The organism is Achromobacter sp. SX5 (assembly GCF_056711425.1).
The window spans coordinates 443,010-459,018 of the sequence record NZ_CM160041.1 but is presented as its reverse complement, the minus strand read 5'-3'; the positions used below and the strand labels follow the sequence as shown (position 1 = coordinate 459,018).

The window sequence follows — 16,009 nt, the reverse complement described above, 5'->3', positions numbered from 1 at the left end:
GGGCGCGGGCTGAAACCGTCCCCGGGGGGCCGGGGCGTCACAGTACGCTACGAATCGGTACAATGGTCTGTTGATTCCTCTGTTTTTTCTGACCGTCATGAACGCTTCGACCCTGCCCGACGTAGAACAAGCCCGCTTCAACATGGTGGAACAGCAGATCCGCCCGTGGGACGTTCTGGACGCCAACGTGCTGCAAGCGCTGTTCGACGTGCGCCGCGAACAATTCGTTCCGCCGGCCCTGCGCGCGATGGCGTTTTCCGACCTGGAACTGCCGCTAGAGATCAACGCGGTCAACACGCGCCAGACCATGCTCGCGCCCAAGGTGGAAGCGCGCCTGGCCCAGGAGCTGCAGCTGACCAAGTCCGACTGCGTGCTGGAAATCGGCACCGGCTCCGGCTACCAGGCCGCCCTGCTGGGCTACCTGGCGCAGCAGGTCACCTCGGTCGAGATCGACAGCCGCCTGGTGACCTTCGCGCAGCAGAACCTGCAGATGAACAACGTCACCAACGTCAAGGTCGAAACCGGCGACGCCCGCAACGGCTGGGGCTCCACCGAATACGACGCCATCCTCGTCACCGGCTCCGTGCCGACCGTGCCGGACGCCCTGAAGTACCAGCTGCGCGTCGGCGGCCGCCTGGTCGTCGTGGTGGGCCAGGCGCCCATCATGACCGCCTGTCGCATCACCCGCACCACCGCGGCCAGCTTCGAAACGGTGAACCTGTTCGAAACGGTCATCAAGCCGCTGCGCGGCGTCACGGTCTCCCAGTTCAAGTTCTGAATCCCGACCCCGCCGCCCGGCGCCCCCACGACGGCGGGACGGGCGGCTTTCCGCGCGGCCCTGCTCATCACTGAAAGATCATGCGCGTCCGATTGCTTACGGCTTTACTGGTATTTACCTGCGCCGCAAGCGTCGGCCCGTCGCTGGCGCGCGCCCAGAACCTGATGCAGGTCTGGCAGGCGGCGCTGGGCAATGACCCGATCTACGCCGCGGCGCGCGCCAACTACCGCGCCGGCCTGGAGAAAGAGCCGCAGGCGCGCTCCCTGCTGCTGCCCCTGATTTCCGCCGAGGCCGGCGGCGCCTACCAGGAAACCCGCAGCACCCGCGGCCTGGGCGTGGCCTACAGCGGCGGGCGCGGCGTATGGGACCTGTCCCTGACCCAGCCCCTGTTCGACTGGGGCCGCTGGCAGAACTACGAACAATCCAAGCTCATCGTCGCCGACGTCGAGGTGCAGTTGCAGCAGGCCTACCAGGACCTGCTGCTGCGCGTGGCCGATGCCTACTTCAACGTGCTCTACGCCCAGGACACGCTGACGGCCACCGAGGCCGAAAAAGCCGCCGTCGCCGGGCAGCTGGAATCGGCCAAGCGCAATTTCGAGCTGGGCAACGCCACCATTACCGACACCTACGAGGCCCAGGCCCGCTACGATCTGGTCGTGGCCCAGGAACTGCGCCTGCAGAACGACCTGGAAGTGCGGCGCGAGGAACTGGCCAAGATCATCGGCACCGCCCCGGGCGCGCTGGCCGAACTGCCCTACGGCGTGCAGCTGCCGGCCCCGCAGCCGGCCCGCATGAACGAGTGGAGCAACCAGGCCGAGGCCTCCAGCCTGGAAGTCCTGCGCGCCCAGCTGCTGACCCGCATCGCCGGACGCGAGATCCAGATCGCCAAGAGCGGCCACTATCCCACCCTGAACCTGCGCGCCACCAGCGGCAGCGCCAGCGACGCCGTCATGCGCAACGCCGCGCCCGGCAAGCCCATCGACAACACCGTCGGCGTGGTGCTGTCGATTCCGCTTTACTCGGGCGGCGGGGTTTCCTCGCAGGTGACCGAGAAAGTGCAGCTGGAACAGAAGGCGCGCCACGACTACGAGGCGGCGCGCCGCCAGGCCGTGCAGGCCGCGCGCCAGTACTACACCGGCGTCACCAGCGGCCTGGCGCGCATCGAGGCCCTGGAGGCCGGCGAGAAATCCAGCCGCGCCGCCGTCGAGGCCAACCGCACCGGCTACGAGGTCGGCGTGCGCATCAACCTGGACGTGCTCAACGCCCAGCAGCAGCTCTACGCCACCCAGCGCGACCTGGCGCTGGCCCGCTACAGCACGGTGCTGTCCAGCCTGCGCCTGAAAGCCGTCAGCGGCATCCTGGGCGAGGCCGACCTGGAAGCGATCAACCGGTTGCTGAGGGATGCGCGGTGATGGGTCCGCGGGGCTGCCGATGGTGGTTCGATGGCGGTTCGATGGTGGTTCGTAGGATGGGTGCAGCGCGAGAAGCTTGACGCAAAATCCCAGGTATCAAGCGCGCGAAACCCATCAGGCGGCGCCAGCCGCCGCTTTTCGTGGCAAGAGGCCAGTTCTTTTCACCAAAAAAAATGCCGGCTGCCGCCGGCTGATGGGTTCCGCGCGCTCCGCGCTTGCGTTCTTGCGTCAAGGTTCTCGCGCTGCACCCATCCTACGACTGCGCGACGCTCAATGAAAGGAATGGAGCCGGTGCCCGCCGTTTACCGCTGAACCTCGGCCGCGATCTTGCGCACCAGCGCGGTCGTCGAGCGCTCGAATTCGAACGGGATCGCCACGGCGCGGCCGCCCCAGGTCTTGACCAGGGCGGTCTCGGGCAGCGTTTCCATGTCGTAGTCGCCGCCCTTGACGATCAGGTCAGGCTTGAGCTGAGCGATCAGGGCTTCGGGCGTGTCTTCGTGGAAGGAGGTGACCAGCGTCACGCAGCCCAGCGCGGCCAGCAGCGCGGCGCGGTCTTCCATGCGGTTGAGCGGGCGCTCGGCGCCCTTGCCCAGGCGGCGCACCGACTCGTCGGTGTTGACCGCCACCACCAGCGTCGCGCCCAGCTGGGCGGCCTGGTCGAGGTAGGTTGCATGGCCCCGGTGCAGAATGTCGAACACGCCGTTGGTGAACACCAGCGGCCGCGGATAGCGGCCGGCGGCGATGGCGGCGACGCAGGCGTCGCGGGACAGGACCTTGGATTCGAAACGGGCGGCTGGCATGCGGCGATTGTACAGCCGCCCCCCGGCCTCAGACGGGCTGGATGATCTGCTTTTCCTTGGGCACGACCAGGGCCGCCATTTCCTTGCGGTAGCGGTTCAGGTCCTTGACCGTCTCGAAGCTGCGGTCCATCAGCTTGGAGAGGATATGCAGGATGCGGGTGGCGACCTTCTGTTCCCACACGCCGTCGAAGCGGATCTGCGAGTCCAGCCAGTGTTCGAGCCAGCCCGGCTCCGGCAGGCGCGACTGCACCGTGTCGTTGGGGAACAGGTCCTTGTTCACGTGCAGGTTGGTCGGGTGCAGCGCCTGCTGCGTGCGGCCGGCCGAGGCCATCAGCACGCCGATCTTGGAGAACGCCAGGCGCGCCTGTTCGCTGGTGCTCTGGCCGCGGTCGTGCAGCGCGCGGCGCATGTATTGCAGGTAGGCGCCCGCGTGGCGGGCCTCGTCCTGGGCCACGGTCTTGTAGATGGCCTTGATGACCGGCTCGGTGTGCCATTCGGCGGCGCGGCGATACCAGTGGTTCAGGCGGACCTCGCCGCAGAAATGCAGCATCAGGGTTTCGAGTTCGGGGGCCCGGTCGAATTCGAAGCGCACGTTGTGCAGTTCTTCCTCGGTGGGCACCAGGTCGGGACGGAAGCGGCGCAGGTATTCGATCAGCACCAGGGAGTGCTTCTGCTCTTCGAAGAACCAGACCGACATGAAGGCGCAGAAGTCGCTGTCGCCGCGGTTGTCGCGCAGGAACATCTCGGTGGCCGGCAGCGCGGCCCATTCCGTGATGGCGTTCATCTTGATGGTGTGCGCCTGCTCGTCCGACAGCTTGCTGCGATCGAAGTCGCCCCAGGGGATGTCATGCGCCATGTTCCAGCGCACGGCTTCCATGGTCTTGAAGAGTTCAGGATAAAGCATGTTCTGCCCTTGTATTGATCCCGCTGATGGGGCTATGAAAATTGATGAATGGCACGCACCGCGCGGCACGCACTGCGGTCTTGCGCCGCAGTGCTATTTTTCGCCGTTTCCCGCGAAGCTATGATGACCGCTTCATGAATGAAACATGACAGTAGGCGTCTAAAACATTGCTGCGCCTACCGGGTCAATGCCCATATCGCGACTCCGACTGCCAGCGCGACGACGCCAACCAGCGCTGCAACCAACCGGTTGTTCTGCTCCTGCGCCCGCCGCAACTGAGCCATTTCGGCCAGCAACGCCGGCGAAACATTGGGGCGGCTCAACTGGTCATGGAGCAGCCTGGGCAAGGCGGGCAGCATTTGCGACCACTGCGCCGCCTCTTTTTCCAGGCTTTGCCTCAAGCCCTTGATCCCGACGCGCTGACGCATCCAGCGTTCGAGGTAGGGTTTGGCCGTTTTCCAGAGATCCAGGTTGGGGTCCAGCTGCCGCCCCAGGCCTTCGACGTTCAGCAGGGTCTTTTGCAACAGGACCAGCTGCGGCTGGATCTCTACGTTAAACCGACGCGAGGTTTGAAAGAGCCTCAACAGCACCTGTCCCAGTGAAATCTCGGACAGAGGACGGTCGAAATACGGCTCGCAAACGGCGCGCACGGCGCCTTCGAGTTCTTCCTCGCGCGTATCGGGCGGCACCCAGCCCGACTCGATGTGCAGCTGCGCCACGCGGCGGTAATCGCGGTGGAAGAAGGCCAGGAAGTTCTGCGCCAAGTAGTTCTTGTCGAACTCCGACAGCGAACCGACGATGCCGAAGTCCAGCGCGATGTAGCTGCCCAGCGTCTCGGGGCGGTCGGACACGTAGATGTTGCCCGGGTGCATGTCGGCGTGGAAGAAGCCGTCGGTGAACACCTGCGTGAAGAAGATCTCGACGCCGGTGCGCGCCAGGGTCGGGATGTCGATGCCGGCCTCGCGCATGCGGTCGACCTGCCCCACCGGCATGCCGTACATGCGCTGCATGGTGAACACCGTGGAGGCGGTGTATTCCCAGATCACCTCGGGCACGATCAGCATGTCGCCGCGCCCGGACTCCGGGCCGAAATTGCGCCGCAGCTGGCTGCAGTTGGACGCCTCGCGCACCAGGTCCAGTTCGTCGTGCAGGTACTTGTCGAATTCGGCCACGACTTCGCGCGGCTTCAGGCGGCGGCCGTCGGCGCCCAGGCGCTCGATGATGCGGGCCACCACCTTCAGCAGCGACAGGTCTTTCTCGATGATGTCCAGCATGCCCGGACGCAGCACCTTCACGGCGACCTCGCGGCCGTCGTGCAGCACGGCGAAGTGCACCTGGGCGATCGAGGCCGAGGCCACCGGGTCCACGTCGAACTGCGCGAACAGCTTGTCGGGCGGCGCGCCCAGGGCCGCCTCGATGCAGGCGGCCGCCTGCGCCGACGGGAACGGCGGCACGCGGTCCTGCAGCAAGGCCAGTTCGTTGGCGATGTCGGCGGGGATCAGGTCGCGGCGGGTGGACAGCACCTGCCCGAACTTCACGAAAATGGGGCCCAGCGATTCCAGCGCCAGCCGCAGCCGCAGGCCGCGCGGCTTGCGCGGGCGGGTGCCCAGGCGGATGACGCGCAGCAGGCAGGTGGCCAGCGGATGGTTCAAACTGGACAGGACCAGTTCGTCCAGGCCGTAGCGCAGCGAAACCAGGATGATGCGGATGAGGCGCAGCAGCGGAAACATGGATCAGGCGCCCCGCTTTGCGCCGGCCGCGGCCAGGCGGGTTTGCAGCGCCGCCGCCGAGCGGGCCAGCGACTCGGCGCGGTCGTTGAGTTCGGCCAGGTCCAGGCGCCATTGCTCCAGCGCCGGCCGGCCCGCCAGCACGCCGCTTTCCTCGGACAGGTATTCGGACACGTTGCCGGCCAGGCGCTGGCCGGCCGTGCGTGCGCCCTCGGCCACGGCGCGGGCGCCGCCCACGATGCGCAGCGCCGCGATGTCGCCCACCACCCGGGCCAGCGCGTCCTCGGGGTCCCAGCGCAGCTGCTTGGACAGGTCGGCCACCACCTGGGCCAGGGCGGCGTCGCCCGAGATATGGGTGGCCTCGGCGAAATCCGGCGCGTCGCGCCCGGCGCCCAGGCGCGGCAGCGGCAGTTTCTCGGGCGCCACCGTCAGCGTCACGTCGGGCACCACCGCCGGATCGGCCTGCGAGGCCAGCCCGTCGCTGGCGATCGTCAGGCCCAGGCTGAAGCCGCCCAGCGCGAAGCGCACCGTCTTGCCGGCATGCCGCGCCAGGCGGTCGCGCGCCCAGTCCTCACGCCGCAACAAGGTATTGAGCGCGCTGACGGCCAACCGCGTAGGAGTGGGCAGAAACGAAAAAGGCAGCATGACGGTGTGCAACGGCCCGACGGGCGGGTTGCTGGATTTGATGGGTAAATCGGGAGTGTAACGGGTTAGATGGGAGCGTGTTTTGCGCAGGCACATGGAAAACCGGCCCCTGAAGGGGCCGGTTCAAGCGGATGCCTTGCGGCATCCCCAACGGAGGGCGGGCGCGCCGCCTCAGCTGGCGTAGTCCACCGGGATCTGCTGGATGCCGGCCAGCAGCCAGCCGCCAGTCTGCGGCTTGAAGAGGTTCCAGACTTCCTCGAAGCGGAAGGCCTCGGCGCCCGGGGTCTCGCGCAGCATGCCGGAGAAGCGCACGCTGGCCAGGTGGCCGTCGGACACGGTCTCGATGCCCAGCAGCTCGGCGTTGAGCAGCACGACTTCGGTCTTGTTGGGCGCCGCGCCGCGCTCGGCCAGCTGCGGCTTGAGCTCGGTGATCAGGTCGTCGGTCAGGAACTCGCGCAGGCGGTCGGTGCTGCCGCTGTCCCAGACGGCCTGGATGCGCACGAACTGCTCCTTGGCCTGCTTGAGGAAGTTGGGCGTGTCGAAGTCGCCCGGCACGAACCAGTTGTTGTCGTCGCCCGCCTTGGGCAGGACGGCCGGCGCGGCGGCCGCGGCAGGAGCCGCCGCCGGAGCGGGGGCCGGCTGCAGCGATTCGCGCCACATCGGTTGCTGCTGGCCGTTGGCCGCATTGTTGTTATGGGAGCCGCCGAACGCGCCCTGCGTGGCGGCGCGGGGCGCGGCGCCGCGCAGGCGGCGGACGATGAACATGATGGCGAAGACCACCAGGGCGATCAGCAGCGCCGACGACAGAAACTCGGCGAAGGCGCCGGACAGGCCCATGCTGGAGAGCAGCGCGGCGATGCCCAGGCCGGCGGCGATGCCGGCGATGGGGCCGAGCCAGCGCGACGCGCCGCTCTTGGCGGCCGCGCCCGCGGCGCCGGCCGTGGCCGCGCCGGCGGTGGCCGCGCTGGGCGCGGAGGTGGCGCCGGCCGTGTTGTTGGTGGCCGTCGGCGGCGTGGTGGCCTGGCGCTGCTGGGTCACGTTGGTGGACTGACGGCCGAAGCTCCCGCCGCCGCCGGCACGGCGGGCTTCGGCGTCGAACGACGCCGTCACCAGCGCCGCGCCTGAAACGGCGATGAGCGCCGCCGCGACAAACCGCGAAAGACAGAATTTGGACATGGACATTGCTCCTCGTACTCGCGCCCCCCGCCGCCCCGAGCAGCAGGAATCTCCGCCGGTTGCGGAGCTTGGGTCACGACTTTTCTTACAACAATCTGAATACCGTAAGAATAACGGACAAGACGCCGCCCTACAAGTTCCGCAAACCGGGCGGAAATCGCTGGGCGGCAGGGGGAGATCAGCCCAGCCGCACGCCTTCGTGCAAGGCGGCGATGCCGGCCGTCAGGTTGAAGTACTGCACCCGTTCCAGGCCGGCCGTGCGCAGCATGTCGGCCAGGGTTTCCTGGTCGGGATGCATGCGGATCGATTCGGCCAGGTAGCGGTAGCTGGCCTCGTCCTTGGCGATGGTCTTGCCCAGCCAGGGCAGCACATTGAAGGAATACCAGTCGTAGGCCGGCGCCAGCGGCTTGGCGATGCGGGAGAATTCCAGCACCAGCAGCTTGCCGCCCGGCTTGAGCACCCGGGTCATTTCGGCCAGGGCGCGGTCCTTGTGGGTCATGTTGCGCAGGCCGAAGGCCACGCTGACGCGGTCGAAATAGCCCGAGGGAAACGGCAGGCGCTCGGCGTCGCACACGGCCGCGGGCACCAGCAGGCCGGCGTCGGTCAGGCGGTCGCGGCCCACCCGCAGCATGGAATCGTTGATGTCGGTGAGCCAGACCTCGCCCGTGGGGCCGGCGCGTTTGGCGAAGGCCTTGGCCAGGTCGCCGGTGCCGCCGGCGATGTCCAGCACCTTCATGCCGGGCCGGATGGCGGCGCGGCCGATGGTGAAGGCCTTCCAGACCCGGTGCAGGCCCGCCGACATGAAATCGTTCATGACGTCGTAGCGCTGGGCGACCGAATGGAAGACTTCGGCCACCTTGCGGGCTTTTTCGCTTTCCGGCACCGATTGGAAGCCGAAATGGGTGGAGGGCGAGGCGGAATCCGCGGAATGTTGCGATTCGGAGGGGTTTTGCATGGTGAATTCCCGATATATCGTCCAATGGTAGCCTATTGGCCCCCGATTCCGCCTTCCGGGCCGGCCGGATCGGCAGGCGGAATGGCTTCGGAATGGTCCGACAGCCGGCGCTCGTCACATACCTGAAATATTGCGGCCATACTATCGCAATGTTCGCGCCGCGCCGGCGCTCAGAAGTGTGCCCAATCCGCCATGTCCAGCACTATCCTCGTCGTCGAAGACGAACCCGCCATCCAGGAACTGATCGCCGTCAACCTGTCCTTCGCCGGTCACAAAGTGCTGCGTGCCTTCGACGCCGACCAGGCCCAGACGCTGATCCGCGCCGAACTCCCCGACCTGATCCTGCTCGACTGGATGCTGCCCGGCACCTCGGGCCTGGCCATGGCGCGCAAGCTGCGCAACGACGAGCGCACCCGCGCGGTGCCGGTCATCATGCTGACGGCCAAGGGCTCCGAGCAGGACAAGGTCGACGGCCTGGAAGCCGGCGCTGACGACTACATCACCAAGCCCTTCTCGCCCAAGGAGCTGATGGCCCGCATCAAGGCGGTGCTGCGCCGCCGCGCGCCCCAGCTCACCGACGACGTGATCGACGTGGGCGGCCTCAAGCTCGACCCGGTCACCCACCGCCTCTCGGGCAACAGCCAGTCGCTGCAGATCGGCCCCACCGAATTCCGCCTGCTGCATTTCTTCATGACCCATCCCGAGCGCGTGTTCTCGCGCTCGCAACTGCTGGACCAGGTCTGGGGCGACCACGTGTTCGTGGAAGAACGCACGGTCGACGTGCACATCCGCCGCCTGCGCAAGGCGCTCGAACCCAGCGGGCACGACGCGCACGTGGAAACCGTGCGCGGCAGCGGCTACCGGTTTACTGCCCAGCTTCCGACGCGGTAAAACTCCCGCACGATGATCTGGCTGCGCACCCTTTTCCTGATCGCCCTGTGGGCGATCGCGGCGTTTATCGCCCAATGGCTTATCGGCAACCCGGCGGGCTGGATTCTGTTCAGCGCGGCGCTGTGCGCCATGCTGGTCTGGCGCAGCTGGCGCCTGCACCTGGTTTCGCGCTGGGCCAACAACCCCGACTCCGCCCCGCCCGCCTCGGTCGGCCCGTGGGACGACATCCTCGCGCCGCTGTACCGCTACACCCGGGCCCGCGCCCGCGAGCTGGCCGAAACCCGCAACACCATGCACGGCATGCTGGCCGCGGCCCAGGCGCTGCCCGACGGCGCGGTCACGCTCAATGAAGATTTCCAGATCGACTGGTGCAACCGCATGGCGCGCCAGCACCTGGGCCTGCGCCTGCCGGCCGACCGCGGCCACAATCTGCTGAACCTGCTGCGCGCGCCCGAATTCGTCGAATACGCGCACCGCGCCTCGTGGCCCGATCCCATCCTGGTGCGCCTGGGCCAGAACGGCCAGGAGCGGCTGATGATGATGCAGCTCACGGCCTACGCCAGCAACCAGCGCCTGCTGATCACCCGCGACGTCACCCAGATCGAGCGCCTGGAAACCACGCGCCGCGATTTCGTGGCCAACGTCTCGCACGAACTGCGCACGCCGCTGACGGTGCTGGCGGGCTTTCTGGAAACGCTGCGCGACCTGCCCGCCGAGGCCCTGCCGGCCGAACAGCGCGAGCAGTACGTCGACATGATGCACGAGCAGGCCCAGCGCATGCAGGCCATCGTCGAAGACCTGCTGACCCTGTCCACGCTGGAATCCTCGCCCGGCACCGAGCCGCGCGCGGTCAACATCGGCACCCTGCTGCAGAAGGCGCGCCAGCAGATCGAGGCCCTGTCCGGCGGACGCCACGTGCTGCAATGGCACGTGGACGAAACGCTGGACGTGCTGGGCGCGGAAACCGAGCTGGCCTCGGCCCTGTCCAACCTGCTGACCAACGCCGTGCGCTACACGCCGGACGGCGGCGCCATCACCGTGCGCTGGGAACGCGAAGAAGACGGCGGCGCGCGCTACAGCGTGCAGGACACCGGCATCGGCATTCCGGCGCGCCATCTGCCGCGCCTGACCGAGCGCTTCTACCGCGTGGACCGCGGCCGTTCGCGCGCCGTCGGCGGCACCGGCCTGGGCCTGGCGATCACCAAGCACATCGCCATGCGCCACGACGCCGAACTGCTGATCAGCAGCGAACAGGGCAAGGGCAGCGTGTTTGCGCTGCGCTTCCCGCCGGACCGCGTGGCCGTCGAAGCCTGACCGCTACGCCGACTGCGCCTGGCCGGCCTCGCCGGTGGTACATTTCGGGCCATGCGCATCCTGGTCATCGAAGACGAAACCAAACTGGCCGACTACCTCAAGAAGGGGCTGTCGGAGCAAAGCCACGTCGTGGACCTGGCCCGCGACGGCGTCAACGGCCTGCACCTGGCGCTGGAAGGCGCCTACGACCTGATCGTGCTGGACGTGATGCTGCCCGGCGTGGACGGCTTCGGCATCCTGGCCGCCGTGCGCGCCCAGAAGGACACCCCCATCCTGATGCTGACGGCGCGCGACGCGGTCGAGGACCGGGTCCGCGGCCTCGAAGGCGGCGCCGACGACTACCTGATCAAGCCCTTCGCCTTCTCCGAACTGCTGGCGCGCGTGCAGGCGCTGCTGCGCCGCGGCCGCTCGCAGGAACCCACCGTGCTGCGCCTGGCCGACCTGGAACTGGATCTGGCCCGGCGCCGCGCCCAGCGCGCCGGACGGCGGCTGGACCTGACGGCCAAGGAATTCAGCCTGCTGGCGCTGCTGATGCGCCGCCAGGGCCAGGTGCTGTCGCGCACCACGCTGGCCGAACAGGTCTGGGACATGAACTTCGACAGCGACACCAACGTCATCGACGTGGCGGTGCGGCGGCTGCGCGGCAAACTGGACGATCCCTACGACACCAAACTGCTGCACACGGTGCGCGGCATGGGCTACGTGCTGGAATCGCGCCAAGCATGAGGCCGCTGCGCATGCGCTCGATGCAGGCGCGCCTGACGCTGCTGCTGGGCGCCATCGCGCTGCTGGTCTCCAGCCTGGCCGGCGCCACGCTGTTCTGGGCGCTCAAGCGCGAAGTCGAACGCCAGGAGATCACCGAAGTCAGCGGCAAGCTGGAGCTGATCAACCATCTGATCGACATGCAGAACAGCGCCAGCGGCCTGTCCGACCTGGCCGCCGCCTTCGACGAAATGCGCGCGGGCCAGGGCCAGCTGGGCATCTGGATCATGGAGGCCGGCGGCAAGGTGGTCTATGGCGGCGCCGCGCCGCAGACGCTGGAGACGCGGCCCGACGGGCAGGTGGTGCTGCAGGCCCCGGATGGCGGACGCATGCGCGGCCTGCGCGTGGACATCAACGACCGCATCCTGCCCGGCGCGCAGCTGACCGTGGCCGTCAGCACGCGCACCAGCGCGCAGTTCCTGTACGCCTACGGCACCGCGCTGGTGCTGATCTGCGCGCTGTGGGTGGGCGCCACCGTGGTGCTGGCGGCCTGGGCCGTGCGCCGCAGCATGGCGCCGGCGCGCCGGCTGTCCGAACAGGCGGCCCGCATCCAGCCCGACAATCTGTCGCGCCGCCTGCCGCTGAAAGACACCGACCGCGAACTGCACGAGCTGGTGCGCTCCTTCAACCGCACCCTGGAACGGCTGCAGGAGGCCTACCAGCAGATGGAAGGTTTCAACGCCGACGTGGCGCACGAACTGCGCACGCCGCTGGCCACGCTCATCAACGGCACGCAGGTCATGCTGTCCTCGCCGCGCGAGGCGGGCGAGCTGCGCGACGCGCTGGAATCCAACCTGGAAGAACTGGAAGACCTGAAGACCCTGGTCAACGACATGCTGTTCCTGGCGCGCGCCGACCGCGGCGAGCGCGCGGCCGACCTGGCGCCGGTGTCGCTGGCCGCCGAAGCGCGGCGCGTGGCGGAATACTACGAAGCGATGCTGGAAGCGCACGACGTGCACCTGCGCTGCGCCGGCGACGCCATCGTCGCCGCCAACCCGGGGCTGGTGCGGCGGGCCCTGGCCAATCTGATCTCCAACGCCATCAAGGCCTGCCCGGCCGGCGGCGAAATCGTGCTGGCGTGCTCGGTGTCGGCGGCCGGCGTGCGGGTCGAGGTGCGCAACCCCGGCCCGGCCATCCCCGCCGCCGACCTGCCGCGCATCTTCGACCGCTTCTTCCGCTCCGGGCAGTCGCGCGCGCCGCGCAGCGAAGGCCACGGGCTGGGCCTGGCGATCGTGCGCGCCATCGCCCGCATGCACGGCGGCGAAGTGGACGCCGCCTCGGACGAGCGCCGCACCGTCATCGGCATCACGCTGCGCGGCCCAGTGGGGCATGCCGCGGCCAACATTACAAAAATGTAATCAAGGCGACAGAGTCGGGTCACCGCCGTTTTCCTACAGTGCCATCACCGTCCCCACTACCAAGGATACGCGTGAAAGGCACTCTGCTCCGTACTCACCGGGCCGCCGTCCTGGCCCTGACCCTGACCCTCAGCGCGGGCGCCGCATATGCCGCCGGCGGCCACGGCGGCCATGCCATGCCGGCCGCCTCCGCCCCCATCGGCAAGCCGGGCGATCCGGCCAAGGTCACCCGCAGCATCGACGTGGACATGTCCGACGCCATGCGCTTCACGCCGGCCCGCATCGAGGTCAAGGCCGGCGAGACCGTGCGCCTGAACGTGCGCAACTCCGGCCGCATCCGCCATGAGCTGGTGCTGGGCTCCGACGCCGACCTGAAGGCGCACTACGACATGATGATGAAAGACCCCGGCATGCGCCACGAAGAGGCCAACGCCGTGTCGCTGGAAGGCGGCAAGAGCGGCCAGATCGTGTGGCGCTTCGACAAAGCCGGCACGGTGTCTTTCGGCTGCCTGGAGCCCGGCCACTACAGTGCCGGCATGAAGGGCGCGGTGTCGGTGCTGTAAGCCATGACGAATTCGCATCCTTTTTCCCGCCGCCGTTTCGTCCAGGGCCTGGCCGGCGGCGGCGCGCTGGCCGCGCTGGGCAACTGGCGCGCGGCGCTGGCCACCCCCGCCCCGGCGGCGGCCGCGGAGCTGCGCGGCACCGAGTTCCACCTGGAGATCGGCGAAACCCCGGTCAACTTCACCGGCGCGGCGCGCGTCGGCACCACCGTCAACGGCCAGGTGCCGGCGCCGCTGCTGCGCTGGCGCGAAGGCGACACGGTGACCCTGCACGTCACCAACCGCCTGCGCGAACAGACCTCGATCCACTGGCATGGCATATTGCTGCCCACCGAAATGGACGGCGTGCCCGGCCTGAGCTTTCCCGGCATCGACCCCGGCCAGACCTTCACCTACCGCTTCCAGGTGCGCCAGAGCGGCACATACTGGTATCACAGCCACTCCGGCTTCCAGGAGCAGACCGGCCTGTACGGCGCCATCGTGATCGATCCGCGCCGGCCCGATCCGATCGCCTCCGACCGCGACTACACGGTGCTGCTGTCGGACTGGACGGATGAAGATCCGATGCGGCTGTTCAACAAGCTGAAGATCATGCCGGACTACTACAACCGCATCCAGCCCAGCGTCGAAAGCCTGCGCGCCGAGGCCCGCGACAAGGGCTGGGGCCCGGCGCTGTCGGAGCGGCTGATGTGGGAGCAGATGCGCATGAATCCGTCGGACCTGGCCGACGTGTCCGGCGCCACCTACACCTTCCTGACCAACGGCGTGACGCCGGCCGGCAACTGGACCGGCCTGTTCAAGCCGGGCGAGCGCATCCGCCTGCGCTTCATCAACGGTTCGGCGATGACGTACTTCGACGTCCGCATCCCGGGGCTGAAGATGACGGTGGTCGCGGCCGACGGCCAGGACGTGCGGCCGGTGGACGTGGACGAGTTCCGCATCGGCGTGGCCGAAACCTACGACGTCATCGTCGAGCCGCGGGACGAACGCGCCTACACCATCTTCTCGCAGGCCATGGACCGTTCGGGCTACGCGCGCGCCACGCTGGCGCCGCGCGCCGGCATGCAGGCCGAGATTCCGGAGCTGGACCGGGTGCAGCTGCTGGGCATGATGGACATGGGCATGGCGCACGACATGGGCGGCGGCGGCCACGACATGGGCGGCGGCAGCGGCGCGGGCGGCCACGGCGCGATGCCGGGCATGGACCACGGCGGCCACGGTTCCGGCGCCGGCCAGGGCGGCATGATCGAGGTCAAGCACCCCTATCCCACCGAGCGCGGCGTGAGCAATTCGATGCTGCCCGACGTGGTCTCGACCCGGCTGGACGATCCCGGCGTGGGCCTGCGCGACAACGGCCGGCGCGTGCTGACCTACGCCGACCTGCGCTCCATGCGCGAGCCGCCGGACAACCGGCCGCCGTCGCGCGAGATCGAGCTGCACCTGACCGGCACCATGGAACGCTACATGTGGTCGTTCAACGGCGTGAAGTACACGGACGCCAAGCCCATCGTGCTGCGCTACGGCGAGCGCGTGCGCTTCGTGCTGGTCAACGACACGATGATGACGCACCCCATCCACCTGCACGGGCTGTGGAGCGACCTGGAATCGCCCGACGGCGCTTTCCAGGTGCGCAAGCACACCATTTCCCTCAACCCGGCGCAGCGGCTGAGCTACCGCGTCAGCGCCGATGCGCGCGGCAACTGGGCCTACCACTGCCACCTGCTGTATCACATGGAGGCCGGCATGTTCAGAGCGGTCGTGGTGGAGTAAACGACGATGAAACCGATGAATCGCCACACCCGCGGCCTGCGCGCCTGCGCGCTGGCCGCAGCGCTTGCCGCCCCCGCGGCATGGGCCCAGCCCGCCGCGATGGATCACGGCTCCATGCCCGGCATGGATCACGGCTCGATGAACCACGGCAGCGCGCCCGCGCCGATGGACCACGGTTCCATGCCCGGCATGGACCACGGTTCGATGAGCGACGCCCCGGCCGCGCCGCCGGTCGGCAGCCTGCCTTCCAGCGACGGCGCCGGCGAGCGCAGCTACGACAGCTACGGCATCCATGCGCACATGATGGACAGCACCGCGACATGGCAGGTCCTGTTCGACAAGTTCGGCGTGTCCCGCAACCGCGACGGCGAGTACGCCCGGGAATGGGACGGACGCTTCTGGTTCGGCTCGGCCACCGACCGCCTGCTCATCAAGAGCGAGGGCGAGGCCGAGAACGGCGGCGGATCGAGCGGCAAGGTCGAGGCCTTCTGGAGCCATGCCGTCTCGCCCTTCTGGGACCTGCAGCTGGGCGCGCGCCGCGACATCGGCACGGGCCCCAAGCGCAACTGGGCCGCCATCGGCATCGAGGGCCTGTTGCCCTACAACATCGAACTGGACGCCACCGGCTACGTGGGCTCGTCCGGCCGCACCGCTTTGGCGCTCAAGGCCGAATACGACCTGCTGCTGACGCAGCGCCTGATCTTCACGCCGGAGCTGGAAGCCAGCTTCTACGGCAAGGACGACCCGGACCGCGGCATCGGCTCGGGCCTGGCCGAAGGCGCGCTGTCGCTGCGGCTGCGCTACGAAATCACGCGCGAGTTCGCGCCCTATATTGGCGTATCCTTCGAACGTAAGTTCGGCCAGACCGCCAGCTACGCGTCCGAGGCCGGCGCCAGCCGGTCGCAGACCGCCGTCATCGCGGGCGTGCGGTTCTGGTTCTGAGCCCCATGTCCACAT

Annotated in this window: 15 protein-coding genes; 9 read left to right on the top strand and 6 right to left on the bottom strand. The window is 68.4% G+C overall.

The window, feature by feature from the left end:
• Nucleotides 1-97 precede the first annotated feature (97 nt).
• Nucleotides 98-778: a protein-L-isoaspartate O-methyltransferase family protein gene (locus tag AC1M14_RS02200; protein WP_102773534.1), complete on the top strand. Its 681-nt coding sequence runs from the start codon at nt 98-100 to the stop codon at nt 776-778.
• A gap of 80 nt (nt 779-858) precedes the next feature.
• Complete coding sequence (locus tag AC1M14_RS02195; protein ID WP_111826053.1) at nt 859-2,190, top strand: TolC family outer membrane protein; 1,332 nt, start codon at nt 859-861, stop codon at nt 2,188-2,190.
• Nucleotides 2,191-2,492: 302 nt separating this feature from the next.
• Here the strand turns inward: AC1M14_RS02195 and rfaE2 are convergent, their stop codons facing one another.
• The 6 genes from rfaE2 to ubiE all read right to left on the bottom strand — a co-directional run bounded on the left by rfaE2 (nt 2,493) and on the right by ubiE (nt 8,397).
• Nucleotides 2,493-2,990 (bottom strand): D-glycero-beta-D-manno-heptose 1-phosphate adenylyltransferase, encoded by a 498-nt coding sequence (gene rfaE2 / locus AC1M14_RS02190; RefSeq protein ID WP_102773293.1) that lies wholly within the window; start codon nt 2,988-2,990, stop codon nt 2,493-2,495.
• 28 nt (nt 2,991-3,018) lie between these two features.
• Nucleotides 3,019-3,894: a ferritin family protein gene (locus AC1M14_RS02185; RefSeq protein WP_102773292.1), complete on the bottom strand. Its 876-nt coding sequence runs from the start codon at nt 3,892-3,894 to the stop codon at nt 3,019-3,021.
• A 176-nt stretch (nt 3,895-4,070) separates the two neighbouring features.
• Nucleotides 4,071-5,624, bottom strand: a complete 1,554-nt coding sequence (gene ubiB / locus AC1M14_RS02180) for a ubiquinone biosynthesis regulatory protein kinase UbiB (RefSeq protein WP_111826054.1) — start codon at nt 5,622-5,624, stop codon at nt 4,071-4,073.
• 3 nt (nt 5,625-5,627) lie between these two features.
• A complete protein-coding gene (locus tag AC1M14_RS02175) occupies nt 5,628-6,266 on the bottom strand; it encodes a ubiquinone biosynthesis accessory factor UbiJ (protein ID WP_102773533.1) in 639 nt (212 codons plus the stop codon).
• Nucleotides 6,267-6,437: 171 nt separating this feature from the next.
• Nucleotides 6,438-7,442, bottom strand: a complete 1,005-nt coding sequence (locus tag AC1M14_RS02170) for a Tim44 domain-containing protein (RefSeq protein WP_440130634.1) — start codon at nt 7,440-7,442, stop codon at nt 6,438-6,440.
• Between the two features lie 178 nt (nt 7,443-7,620).
• On the bottom strand, nt 7,621-8,397 hold the full coding sequence (ubiE, locus tag AC1M14_RS02165; protein WP_102773289.1) for a bifunctional demethylmenaquinone methyltransferase/2-methoxy-6-polyprenyl-1,4-benzoquinol methylase UbiE: 777 nt from the start codon (nt 8,395-8,397) through the stop codon (nt 7,621-7,623).
• A 192-nt stretch (nt 8,398-8,589) separates the two neighbouring features.
• Between ubiE and phoB the strand changes: the two genes are divergently transcribed.
• From phoB to AC1M14_RS02130, 7 genes are all read left to right on the top strand, one after another.
• Nucleotides 8,590-9,288 carry a phosphate regulon transcriptional regulator PhoB gene (gene phoB, locus AC1M14_RS02160; RefSeq protein WP_006227196.1) on the top strand — a complete coding sequence of 233 codons (699 nt, stop codon included), beginning with the start codon at nt 8,590-8,592 and terminating at the stop codon, nt 9,286-9,288.
• A gap of 12 nt (nt 9,289-9,300) precedes the next feature.
• Nucleotides 9,301-10,602, top strand: a complete 1,302-nt coding sequence (phoR, locus tag AC1M14_RS02155) for a phosphate regulon sensor histidine kinase PhoR (RefSeq protein ID WP_102773288.1) — start codon at nt 9,301-9,303, stop codon at nt 10,600-10,602.
• Nucleotides 10,603-10,653: 51 nt separating this feature from the next.
• Nucleotides 10,654-11,328, top strand: a complete 675-nt coding sequence (locus tag AC1M14_RS02150; RefSeq protein ID WP_479730875.1) for a heavy metal response regulator transcription factor — start codon at nt 10,654-10,656, stop codon at nt 11,326-11,328.
• Entirely contained in the window at nt 11,325-12,722 is a 1,398-nt protein-coding gene (locus AC1M14_RS02145; RefSeq protein ID WP_479730874.1) for a heavy metal sensor histidine kinase, read from the top strand. The genes AC1M14_RS02150 and AC1M14_RS02145 overlap by 4 nt, the downstream gene beginning before the upstream one ends.
• Nucleotides 12,723-12,793: 71 nt before the next feature.
• Nucleotides 12,794-13,285 carry a cupredoxin domain-containing protein gene (locus AC1M14_RS02140; RefSeq protein WP_479730873.1) on the top strand — a complete coding sequence of 164 codons (492 nt, stop codon included), beginning with the start codon at nt 12,794-12,796 and terminating at the stop codon, nt 13,283-13,285.
• Between the two features lie 3 nt (nt 13,286-13,288).
• The gene (locus AC1M14_RS02135; RefSeq protein ID WP_479730872.1) at nt 13,289-15,052 is read left to right on the top strand and encodes a copper resistance system multicopper oxidase; all 1,764 of its coding nucleotides are present in this window, start codon (nt 13,289-13,291) and stop codon (nt 15,050-15,052) included.
• Between the two features lie 6 nt (nt 15,053-15,058).
• Nucleotides 15,059-15,994 carry a copper resistance protein B gene (locus AC1M14_RS02130; protein WP_479730871.1) on the top strand — a complete coding sequence of 312 codons (936 nt, stop codon included), beginning with the start codon at nt 15,059-15,061 and terminating at the stop codon, nt 15,992-15,994.
• Nucleotides 15,995-16,009: the final 15 nt, after the last annotated feature.